At 43.9% G+C, this 24994-nt stretch carries 24 protein-coding genes and 2 tRNA genes; 11 read left to right on the forward strand and 15 right to left on the reverse strand.

Annotated elements, in window-relative coordinates; genetic code table 11:
* Positions 1-21: 21 nt before the first annotated feature.
* Both panD and ACTXGK_RS28905 read left to right on the forward strand, forming a co-directional pair.
* Positions 22-402 carry an aspartate 1-decarboxylase gene (gene panD, locus ACTXGK_RS28900; RefSeq protein WP_010196068.1) on the forward strand — a complete coding sequence of 127 codons (381 nt, stop codon included), beginning with the start codon at positions 22-24 and terminating at the stop codon, positions 400-402.
* Positions 403-590: 188 nt separating this feature from the next.
* Positions 591-1568 carry a calcium/sodium antiporter gene (locus ACTXGK_RS28905; protein WP_443514663.1) on the forward strand — a complete coding sequence of 326 codons (978 nt, stop codon included), beginning with the start codon at positions 591-593 and terminating at the stop codon, positions 1566-1568.
* 46 nt (positions 1569-1614) lie between these two features.
* On the opposite strand, the gene ACTXGK_RS28910 is transcribed toward ACTXGK_RS28905, so the two are convergent.
* From ACTXGK_RS28910 to ACTXGK_RS28920, 3 genes are all read right to left on the reverse strand, one after another.
* Positions 1615-2277, reverse strand: coding sequence for an RDD family protein (locus tag ACTXGK_RS28910; RefSeq protein ID WP_443514664.1), 663 nt, complete (start codon positions 2275-2277; stop codon positions 1615-1617).
* Positions 2278-2530: 253 nt separating this feature from the next.
* Positions 2531-2607 (reverse strand) — tRNA-Arg (locus tag ACTXGK_RS28915).
* A gap of 183 nt (positions 2608-2790) precedes the next feature.
* Positions 2791-2880, reverse strand: a tRNA-Ser gene (locus tag ACTXGK_RS28920).
* 350 nt (positions 2881-3230) lie between these two features.
* Here ACTXGK_RS28920 and ACTXGK_RS28925 point away from each other — a divergent pair.
* Complete coding sequence (locus tag ACTXGK_RS28925) at positions 3231-4025, forward strand: hydroxymethylpyrimidine/phosphomethylpyrimidine kinase (RefSeq protein WP_443514665.1); 795 nt, start codon at positions 3231-3233, stop codon at positions 4023-4025.
* A 314-nt stretch (positions 4026-4339) separates the two neighbouring features.
* Here ACTXGK_RS28925 and ACTXGK_RS28930 read toward each other — a convergent pair whose 3' ends face one another.
* Both ACTXGK_RS28930 and proC read right to left on the reverse strand, forming a co-directional pair.
* Positions 4340-4909: a YggT family protein gene (locus ACTXGK_RS28930; RefSeq protein ID WP_075105771.1), complete on the reverse strand. Its 570-nt coding sequence runs from the start codon at positions 4907-4909 to the stop codon at positions 4340-4342.
* Between the two features lie 148 nt (positions 4910-5057).
* The gene (proC, locus tag ACTXGK_RS28935) at positions 5058-5891 is read right to left on the reverse strand and encodes a pyrroline-5-carboxylate reductase (protein WP_443514666.1); all 834 of its coding nucleotides are present in this window, start codon (positions 5889-5891) and stop codon (positions 5058-5060) included.
* A gap of 219 nt (positions 5892-6110) precedes the next feature.
* On the opposite strand from proC, the gene ACTXGK_RS28940 reads away from it, so the two are divergent.
* Positions 6111-6620, forward strand: coding sequence for a GNAT family N-acetyltransferase (locus ACTXGK_RS28940; RefSeq protein ID WP_443514667.1), 510 nt, complete (start codon positions 6111-6113; stop codon positions 6618-6620).
* Between the two features lie 14 nt (positions 6621-6634).
* Here ACTXGK_RS28940 and tilS read toward each other — a convergent pair whose 3' ends face one another.
* The 3 genes from tilS to ppx all read right to left on the reverse strand — a co-directional run bounded on the left by tilS (position 6635) and on the right by ppx (position 10872).
* Positions 6635-8197 (reverse strand): tRNA lysidine(34) synthetase TilS, encoded by a 1563-nt coding sequence (gene tilS, locus ACTXGK_RS28945; RefSeq protein ID WP_443514668.1) that lies wholly within the window; start codon positions 8195-8197, stop codon positions 6635-6637.
* A gap of 143 nt (positions 8198-8340) precedes the next feature.
* Positions 8341-9144, reverse strand: a complete 804-nt coding sequence (locus ACTXGK_RS28950) for an acetyl-CoA carboxylase carboxyltransferase subunit alpha (protein ID WP_443514669.1) — start codon at positions 9142-9144, stop codon at positions 8341-8343.
* Positions 9145-9309: 165 nt separating this feature from the next.
* Positions 9310-10872, reverse strand: coding sequence for an exopolyphosphatase (gene ppx, locus ACTXGK_RS28955; RefSeq protein ID WP_443514670.1), 1563 nt, complete (start codon positions 10870-10872; stop codon positions 9310-9312).
* A 454-nt stretch (positions 10873-11326) separates the two neighbouring features.
* On the opposite strand from ppx, the gene ACTXGK_RS28960 reads away from it, so the two are divergent.
* Positions 11327-11677, forward strand: a complete 351-nt coding sequence (locus ACTXGK_RS28960) for an Mpo1-like protein (RefSeq protein WP_301449814.1) — start codon at positions 11327-11329, stop codon at positions 11675-11677.
* 59 nt (positions 11678-11736) lie between these two features.
* On the opposite strand, the gene hemL is transcribed toward ACTXGK_RS28960, so the two are convergent.
* Positions 11737-13038 carry a glutamate-1-semialdehyde 2,1-aminomutase gene (gene hemL, locus ACTXGK_RS28965; protein ID WP_443514671.1) on the reverse strand — a complete coding sequence of 434 codons (1302 nt, stop codon included), beginning with the start codon at positions 13036-13038 and terminating at the stop codon, positions 11737-11739.
* Between the two features lie 106 nt (positions 13039-13144).
* Positions 13145-13498, reverse strand: coding sequence for a zinc ribbon domain-containing protein YjdM (locus tag ACTXGK_RS28970; protein ID WP_058025320.1), 354 nt, complete (start codon positions 13496-13498; stop codon positions 13145-13147).
* Positions 13499-13812: 314 nt separating this feature from the next.
* Here ACTXGK_RS28970 and ygfZ point away from each other — a divergent pair, with 314 nt between their 5' ends.
* Together ygfZ and ACTXGK_RS28980 are read left to right on the forward strand one after the other, a co-directional pair.
* A complete protein-coding gene (gene ygfZ, locus ACTXGK_RS28975) occupies positions 13813-14565 on the forward strand; it encodes a CAF17-like 4Fe-4S cluster assembly/insertion protein YgfZ (RefSeq protein WP_443514672.1) in 753 nt (250 codons plus the stop codon).
* A 91-nt stretch (positions 14566-14656) separates the two neighbouring features.
* Positions 14657-15982, forward strand: coding sequence for a D-amino acid dehydrogenase (locus ACTXGK_RS28980; RefSeq protein WP_443514673.1), 1326 nt, complete (start codon positions 14657-14659; stop codon positions 15980-15982).
* Positions 15983-16070: 88 nt separating this feature from the next.
* Here the strand turns inward: ACTXGK_RS28980 and ACTXGK_RS28985 are convergent, their stop codons facing one another.
* Positions 16071-18266 (reverse strand): molybdopterin oxidoreductase family protein, encoded by a 2196-nt coding sequence (locus ACTXGK_RS28985; protein ID WP_443514674.1) that lies wholly within the window; start codon positions 18264-18266, stop codon positions 16071-16073.
* Between the two features lie 46 nt (positions 18267-18312).
* Positions 18313-19017: a TetR/AcrR family transcriptional regulator gene (locus ACTXGK_RS28990; protein ID WP_443514675.1), complete on the reverse strand. Its 705-nt coding sequence runs from the start codon at positions 19015-19017 to the stop codon at positions 18313-18315.
* Positions 19018-19268: 251 nt separating this feature from the next.
* Here ACTXGK_RS28990 and ACTXGK_RS28995 point away from each other — a divergent pair, with 251 nt between their 5' ends.
* From ACTXGK_RS28995 to ACTXGK_RS29010, 4 genes are all read left to right on the forward strand, one after another.
* Entirely contained in the window at positions 19269-20501 is a 1233-nt protein-coding gene (locus ACTXGK_RS28995) for an NADH:flavin oxidoreductase/NADH oxidase family protein (RefSeq protein ID WP_443514676.1), read from the forward strand.
* A gap of 458 nt (positions 20502-20959) precedes the next feature.
* Positions 20960-21163, forward strand: a complete 204-nt coding sequence (locus ACTXGK_RS29000) for a CsbD family protein (protein ID WP_201600796.1) — start codon at positions 20960-20962, stop codon at positions 21161-21163.
* A gap of 781 nt (positions 21164-21944) precedes the next feature.
* On the forward strand, positions 21945-22613 hold the full coding sequence (locus ACTXGK_RS29005; protein ID WP_443514677.1) for a hypothetical protein: 669 nt from the start codon (positions 21945-21947) through the stop codon (positions 22611-22613).
* A 102-nt stretch (positions 22614-22715) separates the two neighbouring features.
* On the forward strand, positions 22716-23096 hold the full coding sequence (locus tag ACTXGK_RS29010) for a hypothetical protein (RefSeq protein WP_443514678.1): 381 nt from the start codon (positions 22716-22718) through the stop codon (positions 23094-23096).
* 144 nt (positions 23097-23240) lie between these two features.
* Here the strand turns inward: ACTXGK_RS29010 and ACTXGK_RS29015 are convergent, their stop codons facing one another.
* The 3 genes from ACTXGK_RS29015 to ACTXGK_RS29025 all read right to left on the reverse strand — a co-directional run bounded on the left by ACTXGK_RS29015 (position 23241) and on the right by ACTXGK_RS29025 (position 24844).
* Positions 23241-23552, reverse strand: a complete 312-nt coding sequence (locus ACTXGK_RS29015) for a YqfO family protein (RefSeq protein WP_443514679.1) — start codon at positions 23550-23552, stop codon at positions 23241-23243.
* 37 nt (positions 23553-23589) lie between these two features.
* Complete coding sequence (locus tag ACTXGK_RS29020) at positions 23590-24222, reverse strand: DNA-3-methyladenine glycosylase (protein ID WP_443514680.1); 633 nt, start codon at positions 24220-24222, stop codon at positions 23590-23592.
* Between the two features lie 385 nt (positions 24223-24607).
* On the reverse strand, positions 24608-24844 hold the full coding sequence (locus ACTXGK_RS29025) for a hypothetical protein (protein ID WP_443514681.1): 237 nt from the start codon (positions 24842-24844) through the stop codon (positions 24608-24610).
* Between the last annotated feature and the right edge of the window lie 150 nt (positions 24845-24994).

The following is a 24994-nucleotide window of genomic DNA, read 5'->3' on the forward strand; positions in this document are numbered from 1 at the left end:
GTTACGCTAAGGAAGCAACCTATGCTACTTAATATGCTTAAATGCAAATTACACCGTGCTCGCGTTACCCATGCTGAGCTTCACTATGAAGGCTCATGCGGTATCGATGGTGATCTACTAGACCTAGCTGGTCTACGTGAAAACGAATCTATCGATATCTATAATGTGACCAATGGCAAGCGCTTTCGCACCTATGCTATCCGTGCTGAGGCGGGCTCTGGTATTATCTCATTAAATGGTGCTGCGGCTCATATGGCAGATTTGGGCGATATCGTCATTATTTGTGCTTACGCGCATTTTGACGAAGTCGAAGCGTCAACCTATCAGCCAAAACTGGTCTATTGCAACGAAGACAACACAGTTAAAGACACAGCAAATATCATTCCTGTACAAGTTGCTTAATATGACAGGATGGTGAGGTTTTGGTAAATTTAAGATAAACACAAAGTTACATCTTTGAATTAACTGCTATTATTACTAAAAATCTCGATGCCAAAGGGAAAGCTGAATCTAAATCAAGATTCGGCTTTTTTTATGCGATTTTTCTCTATTAAACTCATATTTTTCATCATATACAAGGAAACATACCGATGTGGTTGGCAGTGATTGCAATACTGATTGGGTTAGCAATTTTGGTTTGGAGTGCCGATGTCTTTATTGATGGGGCGACAGCACTGGCAAAAAAGTTTAGTGTACCGAGTTTCTTAATCGGTGTTTTGATATTAGGTATCGGCACGTCAGCGCCTGAAATGGTGGTGTCAGTATTAGCAGCGCTAGAAGGTAGCCCTGAGCTGGCTTTGGGCAATGCTTATGGCTCTAATATTATTAATATTGCTTTAGTACTCGGCGCAACCGTACTGATCAGCCCTATTATCATCCGTAAGGGCATCGTAAAGCGCGACCTGCCGCTACTACTGCTAATTACCGCCATCGCCGCATGGCAGCTACGTGATGGCATGTTGAGCCAAGCGGATGGTCTCGTGTTACTGGTGTTATTGTTTGCTGTATTAGGGCTACAGATCGTGCTAAGCATCCGTGAAGGCTATCATGAGCACGAAGATGATATTGCTGATAGTGCGGATTCAGATGAGACAGAGCTAAGCATAGCGCGTGGACTTGGTAGCTTGCTACTTGGTATGCTGATGCTGGTAATCAGCTCGCGGGCGATCGTCTGGGGCGCTGTTGAATTGGCAACGCTATGGGGGCTCAGCGAGCTCATCATTGGCTTGACGATTGTGGCGGTTGGTACATCACTGCCTGAGCTGGTATCGAGCTTGTCAGCAGCACGTAAAGGCGAACACGATATGGCACTAGGTAATATCATTGGTTCGAATGTTTTTAATACTTTAGCGGTCGTAGGCCTAGCAACGGTCATTGCCCCTATCTCTGCTGATCCGGTGATTTTATCGCGCGATGTGATGGCAATGGGGCTACTGACGATATTACTCGTTGCTCTGTGTGTGTTTGCCTTTACAACAAAGCGCCAGTTCGGTCGTACGTCGGGCGCTACGTTGGTACTTTTCTTTGTCGGCTATACGGCATGGCTGATTCAAAGCGTTAGTATATAATTTTTCACTCTGGTATGTTTTGAGCATTGCTGGCTATTTTATAATCCTAAGACTTTTTCTTACGATTTCTAAAGCCACGCCATAACCCTTCATGTGCTACTTTTGGCATTTTTAGGGTAATGGTGTTGGATAGCATGTCCTGTACTGCGAGACCGCGAGGGTTAAACAGACAAAAAACATAGTTGAATACCAATCCAAGAAATGCGCTGGCCAATAAGGCGGCGCGTGACCCATCAATAAGACTACCGATAATGCCAAAGAGTAACGGCATCAGACAAGCAGCCAAGATACGCTTAAACGACTGTCCCCACGTGAGCCACTGACCAGCATCATTGATGGTTTTTAACCGCCACGTTTGCATCCCCAATGTCTGACCACCACGGCGCCAAAATATCCCATAGAATGCCACCAGTGTCAGAACAAACGACGGCGTCATAATGGCATTTTGATACCAAAGCGGTAGCGACTGGGCCTGTGAAGACTCGGTACCCGTCTCCATCGTTAGCAGCGTGCCAATTACGGTCAATATCGTACCCACCAAAAACAGCAAAGCCAGAATCAACATGCCATCATAAAGGATAGCCACGACTCGAACCATGGGTTTGGCAATGGTGGGCTCTTCATTAGGATCTTGCTGCGCAAAAGCGCTGGGTTGTGGCTTTGATTTGCCAGTAGATTTTGACGGGCGTTTAGGTAAACTTTTTGACATGGTACAAGCTCGTAGCAAGCAGTGAATAGTAACGCTATTGTACCGTAAATGACTGGCCTATCGTACATTATCCTAAATGACTGTCTAATCATCCTAATCACATAGGATAGCTATGATTTGGCCAATATAAAATCACGAAACCAAAACCCTTAAAGTCACTAAATAAAAGGCAGTGCTAGATAACAAAAATTGCAGACATAAAAAAATCGCCAATTGTCATAAGACAGGCGATTGATTTAATTGATTATGCAAATGGTGCGCTTGGAGAGATTCGAACTCCCGACCCCTTAGTTCGTAGCCAAGTGCTCTATCCAACTGAGCTACAAGCGCGTACTTTGCAAATCATTTACCGAGTTGTTAAAAACAATTTCAGTAAATTAGGTTGGCTATTATATAGATAATATCGCTTGTGTCAACATCTTTTTTAATTAAAAACAAAATATTTTTTGATTTAATTATTAAGAATGTTTAACGCAATATGCTGCGTTACTACTCTAATAATAACTGAATAAATGGCGGTGAAGGAGGGATTCGAACCCTCGATACGCTTACACGTATGGTTCCTTAGCAGGGAACTGGTTTCAGCCACTCACCCACTTCACCTAACGATTTAAAACATCTATAAAAAATCTATAAACATAGTATTGATGCTAACAATACGTCTTATGCCGTGGGCGAGTATTATAGCAAAGCCAAAACGAATTGCAAGCCTTGTCTACCGATTTAATCCAGCTTTTCTCATAATTATCGATATAAATGCTTTTCTCGCCTTTTAATACTTAAAATTACGCCATATCGCAAAAAAATGCCACTGCTAAATTGATGAGTCAAAACAGTCTCATGTGTTTTGATATTTTATACTTAATCTACAGGTACTAGACTGAGATAGATTTTTTGGCAGTAGGTAGCTATAGTATTTATCATTGATTATAAAATACCTCAAAGGAGCGGTTATGCGACCTGTCGTACTGTGTTTTTCAGGATTGGATCCTTCAGGCGGCGCTGGATTACAAGCGGATATCGAAGCCATCGGTCAATCTGGTGCGCATGCTGCCATTGCTTGTACGGCAGTCACGATTCAAAGCTCACAGCAGGTATTTGGCTTTGAAGCTTGTAACGCAGCGTTAGTTAAGGCTCAAGCCACTGCGGTGCTGGGTGATCTACCCGTTAAAGCCATTAAATCAGGTATGCTCGGCACCACTGACAATATTGCAATGTTGACGCATTTGTTTGCTGAGCAAGTAATAAGCACTGATACCCCGTTTGTATTGGACCCTGTATTGGTCGCCAATAGCGGTGGCAGCTTGGGCGATGAGAAGACGCTGGTGAGCGCGTTTAGGCAGCTGCTACCCTACGCCACCTTGATCACACCCAATACGCATGAATTGCGCGCGCTCAGCGGCGAGCAGGATTTGCACAGTGGTGCGAAAAAACTATGCGCGCAAGGCGCTCATGCGGTGTTGGTAAAAACCTCTCATGATTTTGATAGCGGTGATATCGAGCAGTATTTATATATAGAAGGAGAGACGTTACATAAGAGCATCTTACCGCGCCTAGAGGGTGAATTTCACGGCTCAGGATGTTCGCTTGCCAGTTTTATCGCTGGGCGTCTGGCGATGGGAGATGATTTGATTGATGCGGTAAAATCTGCAGATAGTTGGATTACCCAGACACTGCGCGCAGCTGACGTGCCGCACCCTGAAGATGCTCAAGCTCAATTGATACCCAATCGCTTTGTCCGCGCCTGATATGTTTATAAAATAGTAATCTTATATTTATCAGACATTCATTAGGGCGTGTCTCTATTTTAAAAATGGTGATAAAAATGAGATAAATCGCAGGCAAACAAGGAAAATAGTGCAGACAATATCGAGATATTGACCAGCTATTTGACGCTGTTTGTCAAAGATTTAGCCATTTTTAGCACATTTAGTGATAAATGCTTGAATTAGAGACATGTCCTAACAGCAAACATACAAAAGGCGCTCTATAAAGTATAAAGCGCCTTTTTAGTCAAAGATCTGACAATATGCATAGTTTATTCACTGTTGCAAAATATCGCTTAACCCAACATAGGCATGAAGTTTGCCGCCAACCCACCGATGAATATCTCAAGTAAATAAAACACAAAGAAAGCAACCATCGGTGACAAATCAAGCATCCCTAAGTTTGGCGTAATACGACGAAACGGCTCTAGTATCGGCTCCGCTAAGCTCATAATAATACCAATAATAGGATGCTGTGATTGGGTAAACACCACGATCCAGCTGACGATAATCGACCCAATCACCAAGTAGCGACACATGCGTAAAAAGTCTAACACTAGGCTGATCGTACCCGTAAAAAATAGCGGCACAGGGGCAATCCCTTGATGCGTCAATGCTGCTTTTCCAGAGATGTCAATCAGACGAATCAAAAACATCAAAACGATAGCCGCAATGCTAATACGTCCCTGTCCGACCGTTGGGAAGATACGCCCAAACACATCGACGATATGGGTCGCTTTATAGGCAGGTGCAATCATCGGGTTGCGCGCATCCATCCCTGCAAATTGCAGCATAAAACGAATAAACACCAGCATCATAGCGAATGTGGTGACCAGATCAAAAACTTGAAATAACATGTTGTTCATGAAGGGCTACTCAATGGGACATTATTGACAGATTTTAGGATGACAACTGTCATTATCAGATGCGAATCATCATGCAATGTAGGTCAGCTGTTTAGCCTGACCTACTTTTTGTGACGTTACTTATTAATTACTAATTACTAATCAATAACTATTTACTCATCTCTTCACTAAGCGCTTGGCTACGATCATAGCAAGCTTGCATGGCTTCACCGATTTGGCGACCAATCTCATTGGCTTGCATGGATTCAACGGCTGCTTGGGTAGTACCGTTTGGAGACGTCACTTTGCGGCGCAATTCAGCAGGCGCATCTTCACTATTCATCGCCATTTTTGCCGCACCTATCATGGTTTGCAGTGCCAGTGCCGACGCCTGCTCGGTATCTAGTCCTAGCGCAATGCCTTTATCGACCATCGATTCGATGAAGTAAAACATGTACGCTGGCGCTGAGCCTGACACGGCAGTAACAGCATGCATATGTTCTTCGTTATCGACCCACATGACCAATCCTGACGCTTCCATCACCGCGGTTGCCAACGCTTTTTGTTCAGCTGAGATATTATCTGTACCGTAGAGGCCAGTCGCACCCATCTGAATCATCGAAGGCGTGTTTGGCATGGCGCGCACGATATTACTATAGCCACCCAGCATGCTAGATAAAAGGTCAGTTGACAGACCTGCGGCAACCGAGATGACCAGCTGATTGTCCAATGCATCAGCAAAAGCACCAACCACCACTTTCATCATTTGTGGTTTTACTGCCAATACCACGATATCAGCACCGACCACAGCAGATTTGGCATCTGCCATTGGATCAACAGTGTTTAGCCCTTTAGCCGCTAGTTGCTCACGAATATCGCTGCTAGGATCGGCGACCGTGATAAGGTTTGGCTTAATGCCGCAGCCCACAAGCCCGCTAATGAGCGCTTGTGCCATGTTTCCGCCACCAATAAAACTGATTTTCTTATTATCTAATACCGACATATTTGTCTCCTAGTCACAACATTCAAAAGTATTCAACGTAACATACTGATATATAAAACGACACTCAGTTTATCATACTGCTCTTAGTATCGTTTGATAAATTCCTGCCGTCTACAACGGTAGTAAACCTAGTTAAAACACACAACTGACGTCGACTATGACATGGTTTAGCTGTTAGATTGAGAAATAATTTTTATAAAATATTTTGAGGTGTTAACTATGTTTTTTATTCGTAAAGCCGTTCAAAAAGACTTCTCAGATATTGCAAAAGTACATGTCCACAGTTGGCATGATACTTACCTAGGCCTTTTGCCCATCTCTTATATCAATGAGATGAATAATCTAGCTAAAAAAACAGCCATGTGGGAGCAGATATTGCGTCAGCCCGAAGTAGAGGTTTGGGTAGCACAGGATGGTAATACCATCGTAGGTTTCATCAGTTACTATTCTCAAGATGAGCGCTATGAAATCACCACGCTATATATTTTACCTACTTATCAACATCAAGGTATGGGCAGCGCACTTATGCAAGCATCATTGCAAGATATAACAGCCGCTAATGCCGCGGCTCGCTTTCATCTATGGGTTTTAGAAACCAACACCAACGCCATTAACTTTTATAAAAAATACGGCTTTGAGCAGAGCGCAGAGCGTCATGAGGAGATATATGAAAACACTAAAATAATAGATATTAAAATGATAAAAAATACCGACCCTCTAACTACCTAAATATTTTGTTTCATCTACTCAGCTTGTCTTAGCACATTCTTAAAAACATCATCGATATCACTACCTAGATTTTTGGTATTGATCGAAAAGTCATTTTTCAATACCCAACTGTTAAAAGGCGATAATAATAGGATGGGTATCTCATTTTTAGCGTGTTCTTTATCTAGAAACGCTACGCTAACCACAACCAAGCTTTCTCGCAGCCATAATGGAATACCAAGCGTTTGATACAGCTTTTTGCCTGATTGTGGACGTGTCGCCAATGCCGTCTGCACACTCTGTTTGCGATCTAATGGCTTTATCTTTAATACTGCATTGAGTACTGTCTCACCTATCTGACTTTCTATCAGTCTTACCAGCGCATCTGGATACACTTGCAGCTGCCAGATATAGTCTTCATTGCGACAAACAGTCAGTAGTAAAAAATCACCGTCTACTGAGTCATTTGTTGTCAAATCCAAACGCGATAATGGCTGCGCTTGCACCATCAATGGTCTATCTAACCAAGACAACCATTCATTGCTTAGCCGGTAGAGCTGCTGACGATAGCGGCGAACAGTATAGGAATGCGTGCGACCTTGCCAAAACAGTTCAGTTTGATGATCATGGTCGCTGCGCTGAGTAAGGTTCCATACGTCATCGACAAGCTGCTTAGCAGGTGGTAACGGCTCGTCTTGACCCAACCAATGATGCAGTAGTTGCCGCTGGCGATACAGAGGTAATGCTTGCAATGCATCGATATTGAGCACGCGCTGTGCGGCTGGTAGCTGTAGATTTTCATCAGCTGTCTGCAACATATCTTGCTCAGCTTGAGCATTGACAGTGGCTTGTGCATCGCCTAATAGCTGCGCACTACGGGCAATATTATCGATGACATTTGGGTTATAAGTTGCCAGTACTGGCATGATATCGCGGCGCAGTCCGCTACGGACATTATCACCACTGTCATTAGTCGGATCATCGATATAAGGCAATGCTAAGCGCTTGGCATAATTACTAATCGTGGCGCGCTTTACCGTGAGCCAAGGCCGCCATAATACATTGCGTCGTCCGTGCTGGGTTTGTACTCGCCATGGCTGCATGCCTGACAGACCATTCACGCCAGCGCCTTGGATTAAGCGCATCAGCACCGTTTCGGCTTGGTCGTCGGCGTGATGTCCTAATAGCAATACATCGTCTTGATTGATATGCGCACGCATGACGTTATAGCGGGCTTGCCGCGCGGCTTGCTCATCATGACCTGGCACTTGTGCTCTTAGGATATGACAAGGTATCTGCTGCATCTTAGCCCAATTCGCGACATGCGCAGCCCAATGCTGACTATCGGCTTGCAAACCATGATCGACATGTAGGAGCTGCGGTAAGCAGGGCAATCGCCCTTGTCGGTAGAGCTGTACACACAACGCTGCAAGCGCCAATGAATCACGCCCACCACTACAGGCTAGCCACAGGCGACGACCATGCAGCTGATCACTATATTCCTTCATACTATTCAATAATGCATCTGCCAACGTCTCATCAATCGGCAAATCGTTGACTGGTCTAATAGGATGCGTGAGGATGGCACTGCTGGTCATAATCAGCCTTAGTTTTAGATAGATAAATTCATGAGCAAATTAATAGACATAATAGACATAAAAAAACGCGCCATTAAATGACACGTTTTATTTTAACATTAAGACTCAGTCTCTAATATGAAAAGCTTAGCACATGCTTAGCCTTAAGCAGGCAGCATCACTTCTGAGTTAAACGTCTTTAGTTTTTCGTAGCGGAGCTCACAACGCTCTTGAGCATCCAAATCTTTGATTTCATCAAGCTGCTCAGTGATCAGTGATTTTAAAGCTTCCATAACGGGTTGTGGCTGCACATGTGCGCCCTCACCTTCATCAATAACAGCATCGATCAAACCCATTTGATATAGATTAATGGCGTTTAACTTCAGTGCTTCACTGGCGTCTGGTGCTTTTTCAGCAGTTTTCCATAAGATAGAAGCACAGCCTTCAGGAGAAATGACCGAATAGATGCTATTTTGTAGCATGTTGACTTTATCACCAACGCCAATTGCCAATGCACCACCTGAACCGCCTTCACCAATGATAGTCACGATGATAGGTACTCTTAGACTAGAGAATACCGCGATACTCTCTGCAATCGCCTGTGCTTGACCGCGCTCTTCTGCGCCAACACCAGGATAGGCACCTTGTGTATCGACAAAGGTCATCACAGGAATATTAAAGCGCTCGGCCATTTTGACTAAGCGAATCACTTTGCGATAGCCTTCAGGGTTGGCCATACCAAAATTATGCTCGATACGCTCACGAGTACTGCGACCACGATGCTGACCGATGACCATTACAGGTTGATCATTGAACCGTGCCAGACCGCCCAAAATGGCTTTGTCATCGGCAAAAGCACGATCGCCGTGCAACTCATCAAATTCGGTAAAAAGCTGATTAACATAGTCCATAAATAATGGACGCTTGGCATGTCGTGCAAGCTGCACACTATCCCAGACAGTGCTCATAGACGCTTCCCTTTAATCATTATACTTAATGTATTTATGTTTAAGAATAATATCGTTATCGGTGTTCAGATAATGAAAGTACAGTTGTAAACTCAATAGAAGCTATAGTAGCACATCTTATATGGCATGACATTATCGACAGCACTGCTTTTGTTACGTTAATCTTTAACTCGATACTGACAATGGTAACGGCTCAGCCTCATGCGTCTCCATCACGCTCAGCTGTACGCCCCATTTGGCAAACTGCTCAATCTCTGTGCGCAAATCAGCAACCAAAAACGCATAATGCTCACTGCTGTCAGCAACCGTGATTTGCCAGTCGCTATCACTGATGACCTTTAATTCCAGCTCTGGCAGTTTATAATCACTACGGCTATGATGCGCGAGTACGGCAAGACGCAATAGCAAGCACAGATAGACGAGCTGGTTTCCGCCAATCTGACAGGTCTGCTCAAACATATCGGCTTTGAGCTTACGGCGATGGTTAAGCATCAACTGCGCCATGCGCTTTTGATCCACTTGCGAGAACCCTGGAATGTCAGAATACTCAAGCAAATAGGCGCTGTGCTTATGATAACTGCTATGACTGATTGCAAGGCCAATCTCATGCAAGAACGCGGCACGTCTGAGTAAATCACAGTCATCGCTTGTTAGGGCAAGCTTATCTTTTACTTGCTCAAACAGGTTACGACTGGTTTTTACCACTTGTTTGGCTTGCTTTTTGTCGCCTGAATAACGCTTGATGAGCGCAAGCACACTGCGGTCACGCACATCTTCGCTCGCAAAACGCCCGAGCATGTCATACATCACGCCTTCACGTAACGCCCCATCTGAGTAGGTAATGGTTTCAACGCCTAGTACCTTCATCACCGCACGCAACACTGCCACACCTGCCGGAAATACGGCTTTACGATGGTCTTTGACGCCTTCTAGCTCGATATCATCAATATTGCCAATCTTAAGCAGCAATCGCTCTAGTTTTTTGACGCCTTTATAAGTAATGCGTTCTTGCTCATCGGCCCAGCCTTTGGACACAAGGACGTTGCGCACCGCTTTGATCGTGCCACTTGAGCCGACCACACTGCTCCAACCAGTCTTTTGGTAACGACCATTGATTGCCAGTACTTCTTTGCGCGCGCCTGAAATCGCATTGTTAAAAGCCTCTTTGGTAATGAGGCCATCAGCAAAGTACTTCTGCGTGAATGCAACGCAGCCCATTTGTAAGCTTTCAGTCAATAAAGGATCAAACTCTTGACCGATGATAAACTCCGTCGAACCACCACCAATATCAATGACCAAGCGCTTGTCGCTACTCTCATTGGTATGCGAGACGCCCAAATAAATCAATCGTGCCTCTTCGCGACCAGCGATAATCTCAATGGGCTTGGGCAAAATCTTATTGGCACGAGAAATAAAATCATTGGCATTTTTGGCTTGGCGCAAGGCATTGGTCGCAACCACACGAATACGCTCTGGCGGTACAGAATCCAAACGCGCCACAAACCGACTCAAACAATCCAGACCACGCTGTTCAGCTGTCTCGCTCAAGATTTTATGCTCATCCAGTCCAGCAGCGAGCTGTACCTTTTCAGACATAGAGACTACTTTGCGCACTTCCCCATGATCAAGACGGGCAATGGCTAAGTGAAAACTGTTGGAACCAATATCAATGGCTGCCATCATTTCATCATCGCCGAGTGGCGGGTTCGTAAGATAGTCAGTAGGCATAAGGCAAGTTGTCACCGTGTTAGAGAGAGTGTGTAGTTTAACAAAATCAGGTACGACATAGATATAAAATCATAGGTATAGAAAAAGCAGCCGCCACACAAATCTGGGCCATTTTGCCATTAAAGCATTTATACCAAATACGCGCAAGCGCCGTAAAATCATAGCAAAAGTGTAAAACCACTCTATCAAAGGCTAATGACCAAGCCTACATCTAGCGCTTGTGTTAGCCATATCGGTTTGCTACATTGAAAGCTCGTAATATTGTGATAAAAAACCGTTATTTACTGCTTTTACATCGGTATAAATCACATCGAAACCCATCAGTTATTTACCTAAAAACTGCCGACGATGGATAGTCGATAAACCCACTAGCAAGGAAGCTAACCGCATGAATCAAACAACCGAAAAAAATGCGACCGAAACCGCCAATACCCATAACAGCACCAGAACGGATATGATAAAAACTGAAGCGTCACCCAAACAGGCGTTTTATGATTTTTATTTAGACGAGCATCAAAACATGGCGTGTCGCCGTCTCCATTTCGCAGGTAGCAGCTTTGGCTTGTTAGGATTGGCAAAATCTATCAAAACTGGCTCGGCAAAGCCTCTCGCAAAAGGCATTGCTGCCGGATACGCTTGTGCTTGGGTCGGACATTTTTTCTTTGAAAAAAACAAACCTGCCTCATTTAAATTTCCACTAAAAAGTTTTGCTAGTGATTTTCGGATGTATAGCGATGTCTTGCGTGGCAATTTAAGCCTAAAAGATCGCAAATATGACAAACGCACAAAAAAACCAGCATCATAATTTATTATGAATGCTGGTTTATCTTTTAAATATCTAAGATTTTAGAGATTTAGAGTGGTTTAGCCCTTTGCCATCTCTGCAAATATTTCATCAGCAGCACTAATCGATGCATCGATATCTTCATTACTGTGCTTGATTGACATAAAGCCTGCTTCATACGCAGACGGCGCCAAGTAGATACCGCGATCTAACATACCGTGGAAGAAAGTATTGAACACCTCCATGTCGCACTCTGTCACATCATCAAAGTTACTTGGGGTTTTGGTATCAGCGTCTTTGACAAAGAACATACCAAACATACCGCCCAATTTATTGGTGCGCAGATTAATGCCATGCTTATCCGCCGCCGCTTGAAAGCCATCGACCAGATGATCGACTTTGGCAGATAAGTCTTCATAAAAGCCTTCTGCTGTTAAGTCTTCAAACATCGCAATACCAGCACGCATTGCAAGTGGGTTACCTGATAGCGTACCCGCTTGATAGACGCCACCAAGCGGTGCGATACAAGACATGATTTCTTCTTTACCGCCAAACGCACCAACTGGTAGGCCTGCACCAATGATTTTGCCAAAACAGGTCAAATCAGGCGTGATACCGAAGTGTGCTTGCGCGCCGCCAAGACCCACGCGGAATCCTGTCATGACTTCATCAAAAATCAATACTGCGCCATGCTCAGTACACTGTGCACGCAACGTGTCATGGAACTCTTGCGCTGGAATGACCATATTCATGTTGCCAGCAATCGGCTCTAAGATCACGCAAGCGATCTCATTACCCCATTTTTCAAAGCAGTCTTTGACTGCTTGCGGATCATTATAAGGAATCGTGATCGTGTGCTTCGCAAAATCGGCGGGTACACCTTTCGACGTTGGCTCACCGATATCGAGCATACCTGAGCCTGCTTTCACAAGTAGACTGTCTGAATGACCATGATAACAGCCTTCAAACTTGACGATTTTGTCACGCTGAGTATAACCACGTGCCAAACGAATCGCACTCATGGTCGCCTCCGTTCCTGAGCTGGTCATGCGAATCATCTCAACGCTCGGGACGATGTCACAAATCTTGTCAGCGACCGTGGTTTCAAACGGGGTTGGTGTGCCAAAGCTCAAGCCATCATCGGCCGCTTTTTTGACTGCATCGATGACTTTTGGATGGGCGTGACCCAAAATCATTGGGCCCCAAGAGCCAACATAATCGATATAGGCATTGTCTTCGGTGTCATAAATCTTGCTACCATTGGCGCGGTGCATAAAGATTGGCGTACCACCGACCCCTGCAAAGGCGCGGACGGGTGAATTCACACCGCCTGGGATATGCTTACGGGCTTGTGCAAAGAGCTGTTCGTTTTTAGTACTCATAGCTATTCTCTATTTATAGGTTCTGTATTCTGTAAGTTCTGTGTTTTCTAAATATCGTCAGTCTTATATTTGTTTATTATCGAATCTTTCAAGACATTTTTACAATTTACGCTTTTTTGACGACAGAAGATTTAAGCTTCATTGGGCCATAACCGTCGAGTTTACAATCAATGTCATGGCCATCGGTTGCGTCTGGCAATAGGCGAATACTTTTCGCTTTAGTCCCGACTTTAATGACAAGTGAAGAGCCTTTGACCTTTAGGTCTTTAATGACGGTAACGGCATCGCCATCCTGTAGCTCATTACCAACCGCATCGCGAATGACAGCATCTTGCTCTTCCGCTTGCGCCGCATCCGTCTCAGCTGCTGTCCACTCGTGAGCGCACATCGGACACACCAGTAACGCACCATCTTCATACGTATATTCAGCATCACATTTAGGGCAATTTGGTAAGCTCATCATATCCTCGGCAGTCATCAGACGTTGGGTTTATTGTAGAGCGGACATTGTACCGTAACTCGCCATTTTTAACCAATTTGTACCGTTGAAAATGCCGCGCTACGCCCAATTTAATGCTTAACCCACACTTAAGCGCCCCACTTATGGATGACGTTTTTGTGACACCATTTTTGTGGTACTCTTCTTAACCTTATTTAGATTTTTGCTGACACATTCTGTCAGTAACAACAGCGTCTATATTAAAGCGCACCTATAATTTTTATCGCTTCGATTTCATCTATATATTTTAATTATTAAGCAGAAGGATAATAACAATGACTCAGTCTCCAAACCCCTCAACATTTCCGCAGTTCTCACAACTGACCATTCAAGGCGAGGATGCCGAAAAATTCTTGCAAGGGCAATTGACTTGTGATGTCACCAAGCTTGGGCTTAGCTATCAAGCCGCTGCTATTTGTAATCTAAAAGGTCGGATCGAATTTGGTATTTGGATTAAGAAACAAGCCGAAAAGCACTATGATGTGGTCATCAGCCGCGATTGTGCAGATGCCTTACAGGCTCATTTAAAAAAGTTTGGCGCGTTTTCTAAATTTGATACCAGCGAGTCGATCGCGATTTATCCTTGCGTGTTAGCAGACGAACCAACCTTTAGCCATAAGGACGATCACAATACCAATGAAGATACTGAGGCTTGGATGGCGTGCAGCCTAGTGACTGGTAATTACTGGATTGTCGCGGCGACTCAAGGTGAGTTTCAGCCGCAAGAGCTGCGCCTGCATCAGCGTGGCGGTATGGACTATGATAAAGGCTGCTATTTGGGTCAAGAAGTCATTGCCCGTATTTATTTTAAATCTGCGCCAAAAGCGTTTTTACACTATGTAAAAGGTAGCGGCGCGCTCCCCGCAGCAGGCGACAAACTCGATAAAATCCAAGTGGTGAATGCGATAGAAAATAACGACGGCTTTACTGCCCTTGTCGTGGCGCGTCCTGAACACTTGGCAGAAAGCACGCTTAGCATACTGGACTTGCCAGCCGCACTACAGGTGGATGTTGCACGCCCAAAGTAAAATCAAGCTGAAACAAATAGGCGACGCAGCAACGGTGATGGCAAGCTAAAATACGGCTACCATCATGATTAACATGAGCATAGAGAATCCCATGACACATATTGCGGTACTCGGAGCAGGCGTGGTGGGCGTGACCACCGCATGGTATCTACGTCAAGCAGGCTATGATGTGACTGTAATCGAGCGCGAATCGGCGGCAGGGATGCAGACGTCCTTTGCCAATGGTGGTCAAATATCGGTCTCTCATGCGACGCCGTGGGCCAATCCTGCCACCCCGATGAAAGCGCTCAAATGGTTGTTTAAAGAGGATGCGCCGCTGTTATTCCGTCTGCGTGCGGATAAGGATCAGCTCAAATGGGCGATGCAGTTTTTGCAAGAGTGCCGCGCCGATCTTGCCGATGCCAATCTAGTGCAAATGGTACGCTTAGGGTTGTATTCTCGCGACGCATTGCAGCAACTACGCGCAGACATCGGTATCAATTATGAGCAGCAAACGCGCGGTATTATGCATTTTTATACCAGCCAAGCGGAGTTTGATGCAGCGATTGAACCCACTGAGCGTATGCAAGCGCTGGGCTGTGAGCGCCATGTGATTGACATCAATAATGCTGTTAACTTGGAACCTGCCCTCTACCCGATTGCGCACAAACTTACTGGAGCGACCTACACCAGCCGTGACGAATCGGGCAATGCGCATCTATTTACGCAAAGACTTGCACAGCGCTGCATAGATGCGGGTGTACAGTTCTTATATGATACTGAGATTTTGGCACTTAACGTCGATACCGATTCTACCCGTCGTCATGTACACAGTATTACCATTCGCCCAAAAGGCGAAAATGCGCAGACTTTCACGGCTGATAGTCATGTGGTCGCGTTAGGTAGCTATAGCGTCCCTCTGTTAAAACCATTGAACATTCACGTGCCTATTTTTCCAGCAAAGGGCTATTCGGCCACCTATACGGTCAATCCACGAGCACCGCATTTAGCGCCCTTTGTCAGCCTGATTGATGATGAGTTTAAGCTGGTGACCTCGCGGCTGGGTGACAAATTAAGAGTGGCTGGCACCGCAGAATTCAATGGTTATAATTTAGACTTAAATGCCACACGCTGTGAGGCCATTACTCGTCGCGTGCAGCAATTATTTCCCAAAGGCATCATCGCAAATTCGGTGCAATACTGGACAGGACTGCGCCCAATGACCCCCTCGAACGTACCTTTGATTGGGCGCGCACACTGTGGTCAAGTCAAGCATGGTAGCCACAATACTTCAGCCACTTTTGACAATCTATGGCTAAATACAGGACATGGTACATTAGGCTGGACGCATGCTTGCGGCTCTGCAAAAGCGATTAGCTTATTGATACAAGGCGAGACGCCCAACGTTGATTTTGACTTTATCGGCATGAGCGTTTGATCGGCTCAGCAATATATTCAGATTGCAAAAAAAAGGCGCTCACTTTATGTGAGCGCCTTTTTGTATATCTATGAACTTGCGATTAACTTTATGCTAGTGCGCCTTCTGCTACAGTCTCTGTAGCAGTAGATAAACTATCTACATCCATATCCAATGCTTCTAATTGCACAGGTACGCCATTAACGGCGGCATTACCACTCAACTGATCAATTAAGGTATCGTCTGTTAAGTCATTAACACTCACACCAGCATGCTCTTGAGCAATCTTTTGCTTCACCCCTTTGCGTCCGTGACCAAAGCCATGCGGAATACTCACCACCCCAGGCATAAGCTCGTCGGTCACCTCTGCTGCGATGACCACGCTACTTACTCGAGAAGTTACTTTTACGTCTTGACCATCTTCAATACCGTGCTTTTCTGCCGTTTGTGGATGCAGCATCAACGTACAACGAGATTTGCCTTTGACCAATCGATAGCTATTGTGCAGCCATGAGTTATTGCTACGCACATGGCGACGTCCGATAAGCAAAATCTCTTGATCATCGTACTGCTGCATCATCTCCTTGACCCGTGCCAAATCTGCCTGATAAAAATCAACATTGAGATTGATTTGCTTATCTGCATGCTTGATAGCTTCTGGCAACATACGGTGCAATGGTCCCAAATCGATACCGTGCGGATTCTCTATCAGCACATCCAATGTAACGTCTTTATAAGGTCCATATTTGAGACCTTGCTCAAGCAAGAACTTCGGCCCAAAGGCTTTTGTCGCGGCACGTTCTTTTTGCGTTGCTTCTGGCGCGTCTTTATCCAAACGATCAGCTAGCCCTAGATAAATCTCCCAGTCATGCTTCTCATTCTCTGTTTTGCTAAACAAGGCAGGCGAGTATTTGGCAACATTGTGTACGGCAAAACCATTAAACGTAACATCGTAATGGTCACGCTCTAATGGCGAGACGGGCGGCAGGATAATATTGGCATGACGGCTGGTCTCGGTCACAAAGTAATCGAGCGACACCATAAACTCAAGCCCTGATAATGCCTCATCCAATTTTTCGCCATTTGGCGTGCTAAGAACAGGGTTACCAGCGACACTCATAAACCCTTTTAATTGCCCTTCTCCTTCGACCAGCATCTCATCTGCCATCACAACCACTGGATACTCGCCATTAAAATCAGGCAGATTACTCACGCGGCTGTGGCGTTTGCCCAAATAGCCTGGGCCCGAGCTATTAACAACATCGACAGCAGGGTTCGGGAACATAAGCCCGCCCACTTCATCCAAGCGCCCTGTGACGATATTGATGACCATAGACAGATACTGGCTCAGCAGACCAAACTCTTGCACCGAGATACCCATACGGCCATAACAAACCGAGCTTTCGGCTTCACAAAACTCTTTGACGATACGTTTGATTTCAACAGCGGTAATGCCTGTAATATTTGCTACTGACTCAGGTGTGAACCCTGCTGCAAATGATTCAATACGTTCAATCTCTGGTGCCAAACCTGCCACTCGGCTATCTACCTTGGCGTAGCCTTGTGCATAGATTTCATTGAGCATGGCAAGTAGCAGCAATACGTCTGTCGCTGGGCGAATAAAGTGATGTTCGCTGGCGATGTCTGCCGTTTCGGTACGCCTTGGGTCGATCACCACCACTTTACCATCGCGAGCTTTGATATCTTTTAGCTTTTGGCGCATGTTTGGCGCAGTCATGATACTGCCATTAGAGGCCAGCGGATTACCACCGATGATGAGCATATACTGCGTACGATTCACATCGGGGACTGGTATACGCAGCATATGACCGAACAGATGCATGCTGACGATATGGTGTGGCAGTTGGTCGATTGAGGTTGCAGAAAAGCGACTGCGCGTCTTTAGGCTGGTCAGTAATTGTTTGATGGTCAACATCCCGCCCATGTTGTGTACATTAGGGTTACCCAAATACACCCCAAATGCGTTTTGACCATATTTTTGCTGAACAGACTGAATCCCTGCAGCGACTTTATCTAACGCCTCAATCCAACTGATCGACTTCCAACCGTCCGCCGTTCTCTCGACAGGCCCTCGTAAACGATCAGGATCTTCGTACAAATCCTGCAAAGCAGTGGCTTTTGGGCAAATGTAGCCTTGCGAGAAAGGATCGTTTTTATCCCCTTTAATCGATAAGATTTTTTCGCCGTCGTGCTTGATTTCGACGCCGCACATGGCCTCGCACAATGTACAGGTTCTAAAATGGATTTGCTCGTTGTCCGTCGTACTAGCCGCTGTGGTGGCCATAATCATACTCCCTTTTGTGTTTTATAAATCCTAGCTTTCATGATGTTTAACATGAGTCGCTATAGTTGCTTCCTTGCAAAAAATTGGCGAACAGTGCGTCAAAGCTGACATTCAAGGTGGCAATCGCTTGCTCCCTCGAGTAACGCTGCTGATGACAGCCCAATATCAGCTCATGTACTTGCGCCGCTGCCATATCCACACAGAGATTGACAGCGCTGCGTTCACAAGAACGATTGGATAGCTGCAATCCTTGAATAAATATCTCCGTCCACTCTTCCTGTATTTCGCTGACTAGATTACCCAGTCCATTATTGAGTGAGGATTGGTTCTCTATGTCGGCAATGAATCGCGGACGATCTTCGAGCAAATGCTGAAATAGCGCAATATTCTGAAACGCTGAATCAAAAATCATCACCAGACATTGCTGACACTGCTGATTAAACTCATCCTTAGTCAGTACGTCATAGTCCTTGAGCATATTGACCCATGCCAGCCGCATCGGCGATAGATAGTTGTCTTTTAACTGAGCGCTGAGCTCGTTCTGTAGCGCATCTAAGCTTTCAAAATGATTATAAAAACTAGGCTGCGCAATACCCGCCCCTTTGGCCACTTTATTCATGCTCATGCCTTGAGCGCCTTCTAGACTATAGAGCCGTAACGCGCTTTTTAATAAGGCACGCCGCGTCTTGGCTTTTGCCAGCTCACGTTTTGACTCTATAGGTACGGCTTCATTTTGCGCTAATGCATTCAATACAGAGGTATCCCTACTCGATAAAGGATTATGTCAACACGCCAGTAAGTTACCTGAAGTGCTATTGTGCTAAAAAAGTGTGATGATAGGCACATATCGCTCACTATTTTTAGACTCATCATTTTTAAACCCACAACAATTTTTACTAATTATGTTTCGACTATAAGGTTATAGTCATTTAAACGATAAGTCTATAGCCAAATTCATAGTAGAACGCACGCTTCACAAAACAATAATTTTAGGCTGCTATCATGACATCACCTGTTTTTTCACCGTTTATATTGCCTTGTGGTATCACCTTGCCCAATCGCTTAGCCAAAGCCGCCATGGAAGAAAATATGGCTGATGTTGGTCAAATCCCTGGCCCTACCTTACTGCGCCTATATACAAGCTGGGCGAATGGCGGTACTGGTTTATTAATCACAGGAAACGTGATGGTCGATGGCCGCGCCATGACTGGTCCGGGTGGTGTCGTATTAGATAAACACAGCGATATAGCGCCTTTTAAAGCGTGGGCACGTGCTGCCAAACAAAACAACACACGCGTTTTTATGCAGCTAAACCATCCTGGTCGTCAAGTTTATGCCTCGATGGGTGGTGATGTATTGTCACCCTCTGATGTGGCTATTGATTTGGGTAAGCACTCGCATTTATTTAGCAAACCTCGCGCCATGACGCAGCAGGATATAGATCAGCTGATAAAACGATTTGCCGATAGTGCTATCAAAGTAGAGCAAGCTGGTTTTGATGGCGTGCAAATTCATGCGGCTCACGGTTACCTGATTTCTCAGTTTTTATCACCGCTCACCAATAAACGAGAAGACGAATACGGCGGGTCAATTGAAAACCGTATGCGATTGCTGATTGCAGTCATTAAAGCCATTCGCGCTCAAGTTGCGCCCACCTTTGCGGTCGCTATAAAGATAAATTCAGCAGATTTTCAGCGAGGCGGGTTTGACGCTGATGATGCCAAAGTGGTTGTGTTGGCGATGAACGAGCTAGCAGTAGATTTGGTTGAACTGTCGGGTGGCAGTTACGAAAGCCCAGCCATGCAAGGCAACACAGCAGATGGTCGCACGTTGCAACGAGAAGCCTATTTTTTGGACTTCGCCAAGGAGATTGCACAAGTAGCCAAAATGCCTGTGATGACCACAGGTGGCGTCAGACGATTGACCGTTGCAGAAGAGGTACTGGCTCAAGGTATTGATATTGTTGGCATGGGAACGGCATTAGCCATGAACCCGGCGCTACCCAATGACTGGAAAAAAGATGGCAGCCTCAGTGCTCATAATCCTATGGTACAGTGGAAGGATAAGACCTTAAGTGCCGTTGCTACCATGGCAGTCATCAAGCGCCAACTGCAGCGTATGGGTAAAGCAAAGCCGCCTAAACCAAATGCGTCGCCAATATTGTCACTACTTAGTGACCGTATCCGTCTCAGCAAATTGACCAAACGTTATCAGCGTTACCTCGCTAACCTCTAGCAGAGTATCTTAATAAGCTGGCTCTTATTTTATATTGCAGAATAAAAAAGCAGATGACCTATTTTTAGGTTTCTGCTTTTTATTCGTAGGCTATTTATTTTACGTAATAATGGTTTTTTTATCTTATTCGTACTTAGCGATCCTCATTGATTTGAGAATTTTTATTACGCATGGCAGACGTAATTTACGCTTTGCTACTACAGCGAGTCGGCAGATAACACATAATGCACGCTCACTATAATTAAGTAACACTATAAACATAGCACATACAGACAGGTGAATTAAAACGTCCTATATTTAATACCACAAGATATTGGCAACAGTTAATAATACTTGTGAACTACTAAAATAAGAAAATAAATAAATCAGTAGGTTTAGTAATTAGCAAACAGAACTACCATGAAAAGTAATTAAAAAATTATATTACACATATTAATTAAAGAAAAAGGAATACAACTATGAACGAGAATACTCTAAAAGGCGAATGGAAGCAGCTAAAAGGCTCAGTAAAACAAAAATGGGGCGAGCTGACCGATGATGATTTAGATCAAGTTGAAGGCAGCCGCGATAAGTTAGTTGGCCGTGTACAAGAGCGTTATGGCCATGCTCAAGACCACGCCGAGCGCGAAGTAGATGACTGGCGCCGCGAAAACAATTACTAATAAATTTTCTTTGAGAAATATAAATAGTGTCTTTTTCAAAGCAGATAAAATAAAAACCGCATAGAAATTTATGCGGTTTTTTTTATGCAAATCATAAATTAAAGATGCAGCACTTTATAACTGTCATTTTATATCTGGTATCAGTTAAAAGCTAATATCAGCTAATAAAAATAATTAGCATCGCCCAAACACGATAAAACCGCATAGCAATAAATTGTTATGCGGTTTTATTGTTAACTATCCATGTTACCTATCACGACTGCCTTCTATGCATCCTTGCACAAATATTCAGTGATTGTGATACTGGGCATCCTGCCCTTATTACTGCATACAGCATCTAATCTTAACTGCTGCTATCAGCAATGGGTATGTGTCCTTACTTCAACTACTATTATCATCCTGATGCTAATAGTTGAATCATTATCCTTAATGCGGTCAACTCAATCCTTGAGTCACATTCCCTAATGCCGTGTAACCATAATGCCTAACTCTCACTCTCATGTTAAGTCGCGTAAACGTCATTGCGTGTAAGCATATGCTTACAACGATTTAATTATTCTCAATAATTACAACTTATTAACGCAAATGACACTTAATATAAAGCTTTGTATCCTATGATAGATAATGTAAGAAAACATTTCTAAAAATAGTTTTTTTAGTGATGGTAGCTCTTAATACCTATCTGATTATGGCTGTATCAACATATTTTAGAATCTCCTACCTTTGACTCATATGAGCATTCTTATCACAAGCTCTCTAAAACCTTATAGGATATTGCATCATGAAAACTCTAAAACCGTTCTCCTTTAAGACAGCCATATCTACTGGTCTTATCGTTGCTCTATTGGGTACCACTGTCGGTTGTGCTGTCGTTGGTCCAGGCTATGATAACCAGCCCATATATCGTGGTGATAATAATCGGCAGAACGATAGCTTCAACCGCGTCAGCCAGCAGCTACGCCAAGACTTACGCCGCAAAGGCTATCAAGTCATAGACATTCGCTCTGATAGCTATCGCGGCGATCGCGCAATGACAGCTTTTGCCAAAAAGAATAATCAGCTCTATGAGCTAACATATATTTATCCTTCTCTAAGACTCATCAGCTCAAATAAAAGATCATGGTCGAACAATTGGGAAGATAACAAGTATCAAAAAGACAATGACCGCTATAAAAAAGATAAGCATAAAGATAATGGTAAATATAAGAATGACAAGCGCTATAAAAAAGGTGATATAGAGGACAGTATTAAAAGAGAGTCACGTTACCCAGCGATCAAGCGCCGTGCCATCAATAAAGTAAGGTCTATGGGTTACCGTGTCGAGGATATCGATCTTGAAGAAAAGAATAAGCGTGGTGTCTTTGACATTGAGGCCAGACGCGGCTCGCAGGAGTATGAGATATTGCTCAGTTACCCAAATTTAGACGTTGTTAGTGTTAAAAAAGACTAATGACGCTGACACTACTGTCAGTAGAGCAGTTCTACACGCCCTTTTACTGAAATATTAGAAAACTATCTTTATCCAACGATAGTAGATTATGAGGACATTTTTATGAAAACTTTATCATCTTCAACACTAAAGAATGTAGTGTCTGGCAGTATTATTGCCACTTTATTAGCGGTAACTACTGGCTGTGTCACCACACCTGGCGGCTATAACGTATATGACGATATCTATGGAGACGTCTACAAAGATAACAAAGAGCATAAAAAGCACAAAGACAAGCATAAAAAAGCGGATAAAAACGTCTACTCAGCTGCTATCGAGCGTCGAGCTGCCAATAAAGTTAGCAGCATGGGATACCGTGTCAAAGATGTTAAATATAAAAAGGGCGACCGTAAAATCAAGGTCAAAGCTGAGCGTGGTCGCGACGATTATAAAATCGAACTGGGCTATCCAAGCTACAATGTTATTAAGATTAAAAAGGATTAAGTATTTTTAAATACATTTAATCTCTTTTTATATCCAGTTGAAATATCGCGTATCTTCAAAGCCAAATAAGTCATTCAATGATTTATTTGGCTTTTTTATAATTGGTTTTTTATATATTGTGAGATGATATTTTTGCCTAGAAAATCAAAAATCTAGTACTTTGATGACATCATACGCTGGTGTTTCATACGGGTGCGCCTTTTTTAACGCGATGATAGCAGCAGTAATAAACGCGTCATCGACGACCATCTCTACTCGCCATTCATCGACTGTTTGTAAACTATCTTGCTTACCGATATGCGGTGTACTGCCTGCTAACGGCATAAACTGTCCTGTTCCTTGCACTTGCCAACAGCACTGCTCGTAATCGCCAATACTCCCAGCACCAGCTGCAAACAAAGCGGATTTTACTTGCTCTAATGCCTCATCAGGAATAAAAACCGTCAACTTATACATGAACTTACCTCACAAAATAGGTTTAAATCTCAATCTACTAGTTCTTAGATAAAGAAGGATGATCGGTCCATATATAGCGTAGTAGCCAGTCTTTGGCATCACCGGCATAATCGATACCGATACGTGGATGCACTGACACGGGTGGCTGGCAACCATCATCTTCGACCCAAACGCCTGAGTCTGGCGAGATAGGTTTACCATATAAGTCGCGAGTTATCTGCAAGCGCTTGGTCAGCTTACCCGGCCCTGCAAACTGCTGGGGGTGAGTCAGCTGATTATTTGGACTGAGTTGTTGCTCATTAATCAAACGGTTACTATCATCGGTCAAAAACCCAGCGCGGATCAATACCGACTCAGGCGACTCTAGAGGGCCGCTAATCAAATTTAGCATGTGATGCACACCGTAAGTCAGATAGACATAGAACATACCACCTTGCTCATACATAATCTCTGTGCGCGACGTTCGTGACCCTGCATGCGAATGACAGGCAGGATCTTCCAGACCAATATAGGCTTCGGTCTCAGAGATGCGCATTCGCAAAACTTTTTCTGATCCGTCGCTGTCAATCAGCTTTCTACAAAGCACCTTACCTACCAAATCGGCAGCGACCACACAGGTCGGACGTGTAAACCAGTCAGGCTCTAAGATAATTGATGAGGCAGTAGACATTAGCAAAACCTTTTCTTATTTTTATGGTCTAATTGATATGAGTAAGTACTAACAAATTAGCATAAAAGTAAGATAAGGTATCGAAGACAGTGTTGGCGCTATGTTTGATTTTTTATACGAGTTAAATGATAAGCCTATGGCTGAAGAATGATACTGGTTGATAAATGGATAGGAATTATAGTCTGTTATAAGTGGTTCTATTATAGCGGTCTGTTTTAAGTGGTCTGTTTTAAGTGGTCTGTTAATAGGTTTAAAGGGTTAAGTAAATGGTTCTCTTGGGGTATACCTTTTGGAACTAGCTAAGGAAATAGAATTCAAATTAAAAATTTACATCATCCTATCTTCTTCACATCATGGATTTTATAATAAATATCAGCATCAATTATTACTTAATTCTCGTAAGTTTCTCCCAACAATATATACACCATCCAGCATGAGGGTGTTCAAGTACTGAATTACAACGCTCACAACGCTCACTATGAGGTTCATCAGTTAATTGATTGGTAATATTATTAATCATAGCTAATGCTTTATCTCGGTCTCTGTCATACACAGAAGATTTAAGTGAGCTAAGCAAACGAAGAGTAGCATTAACATCGATATTTCGGTTTTTAGAATTCATTTTACTACCTTTGTAATTGTTAAAAGATGCTCGATACCTGTATAGCGCATCGATCACGATTTCATACTATTTTCATGCTTGCAAAGCGTATTAGTCAATATAAGGTTAATTAAATAAATGGCTCATTTGGATATACATGCTAAAGCAGAG

The organism is Psychrobacter sp. T6-5 (assembly GCF_052258485.2).
In the GTDB taxonomy this organism is placed as follows: Bacteria; Pseudomonadota; Gammaproteobacteria; order Pseudomonadales; family Moraxellaceae; genus Psychrobacter.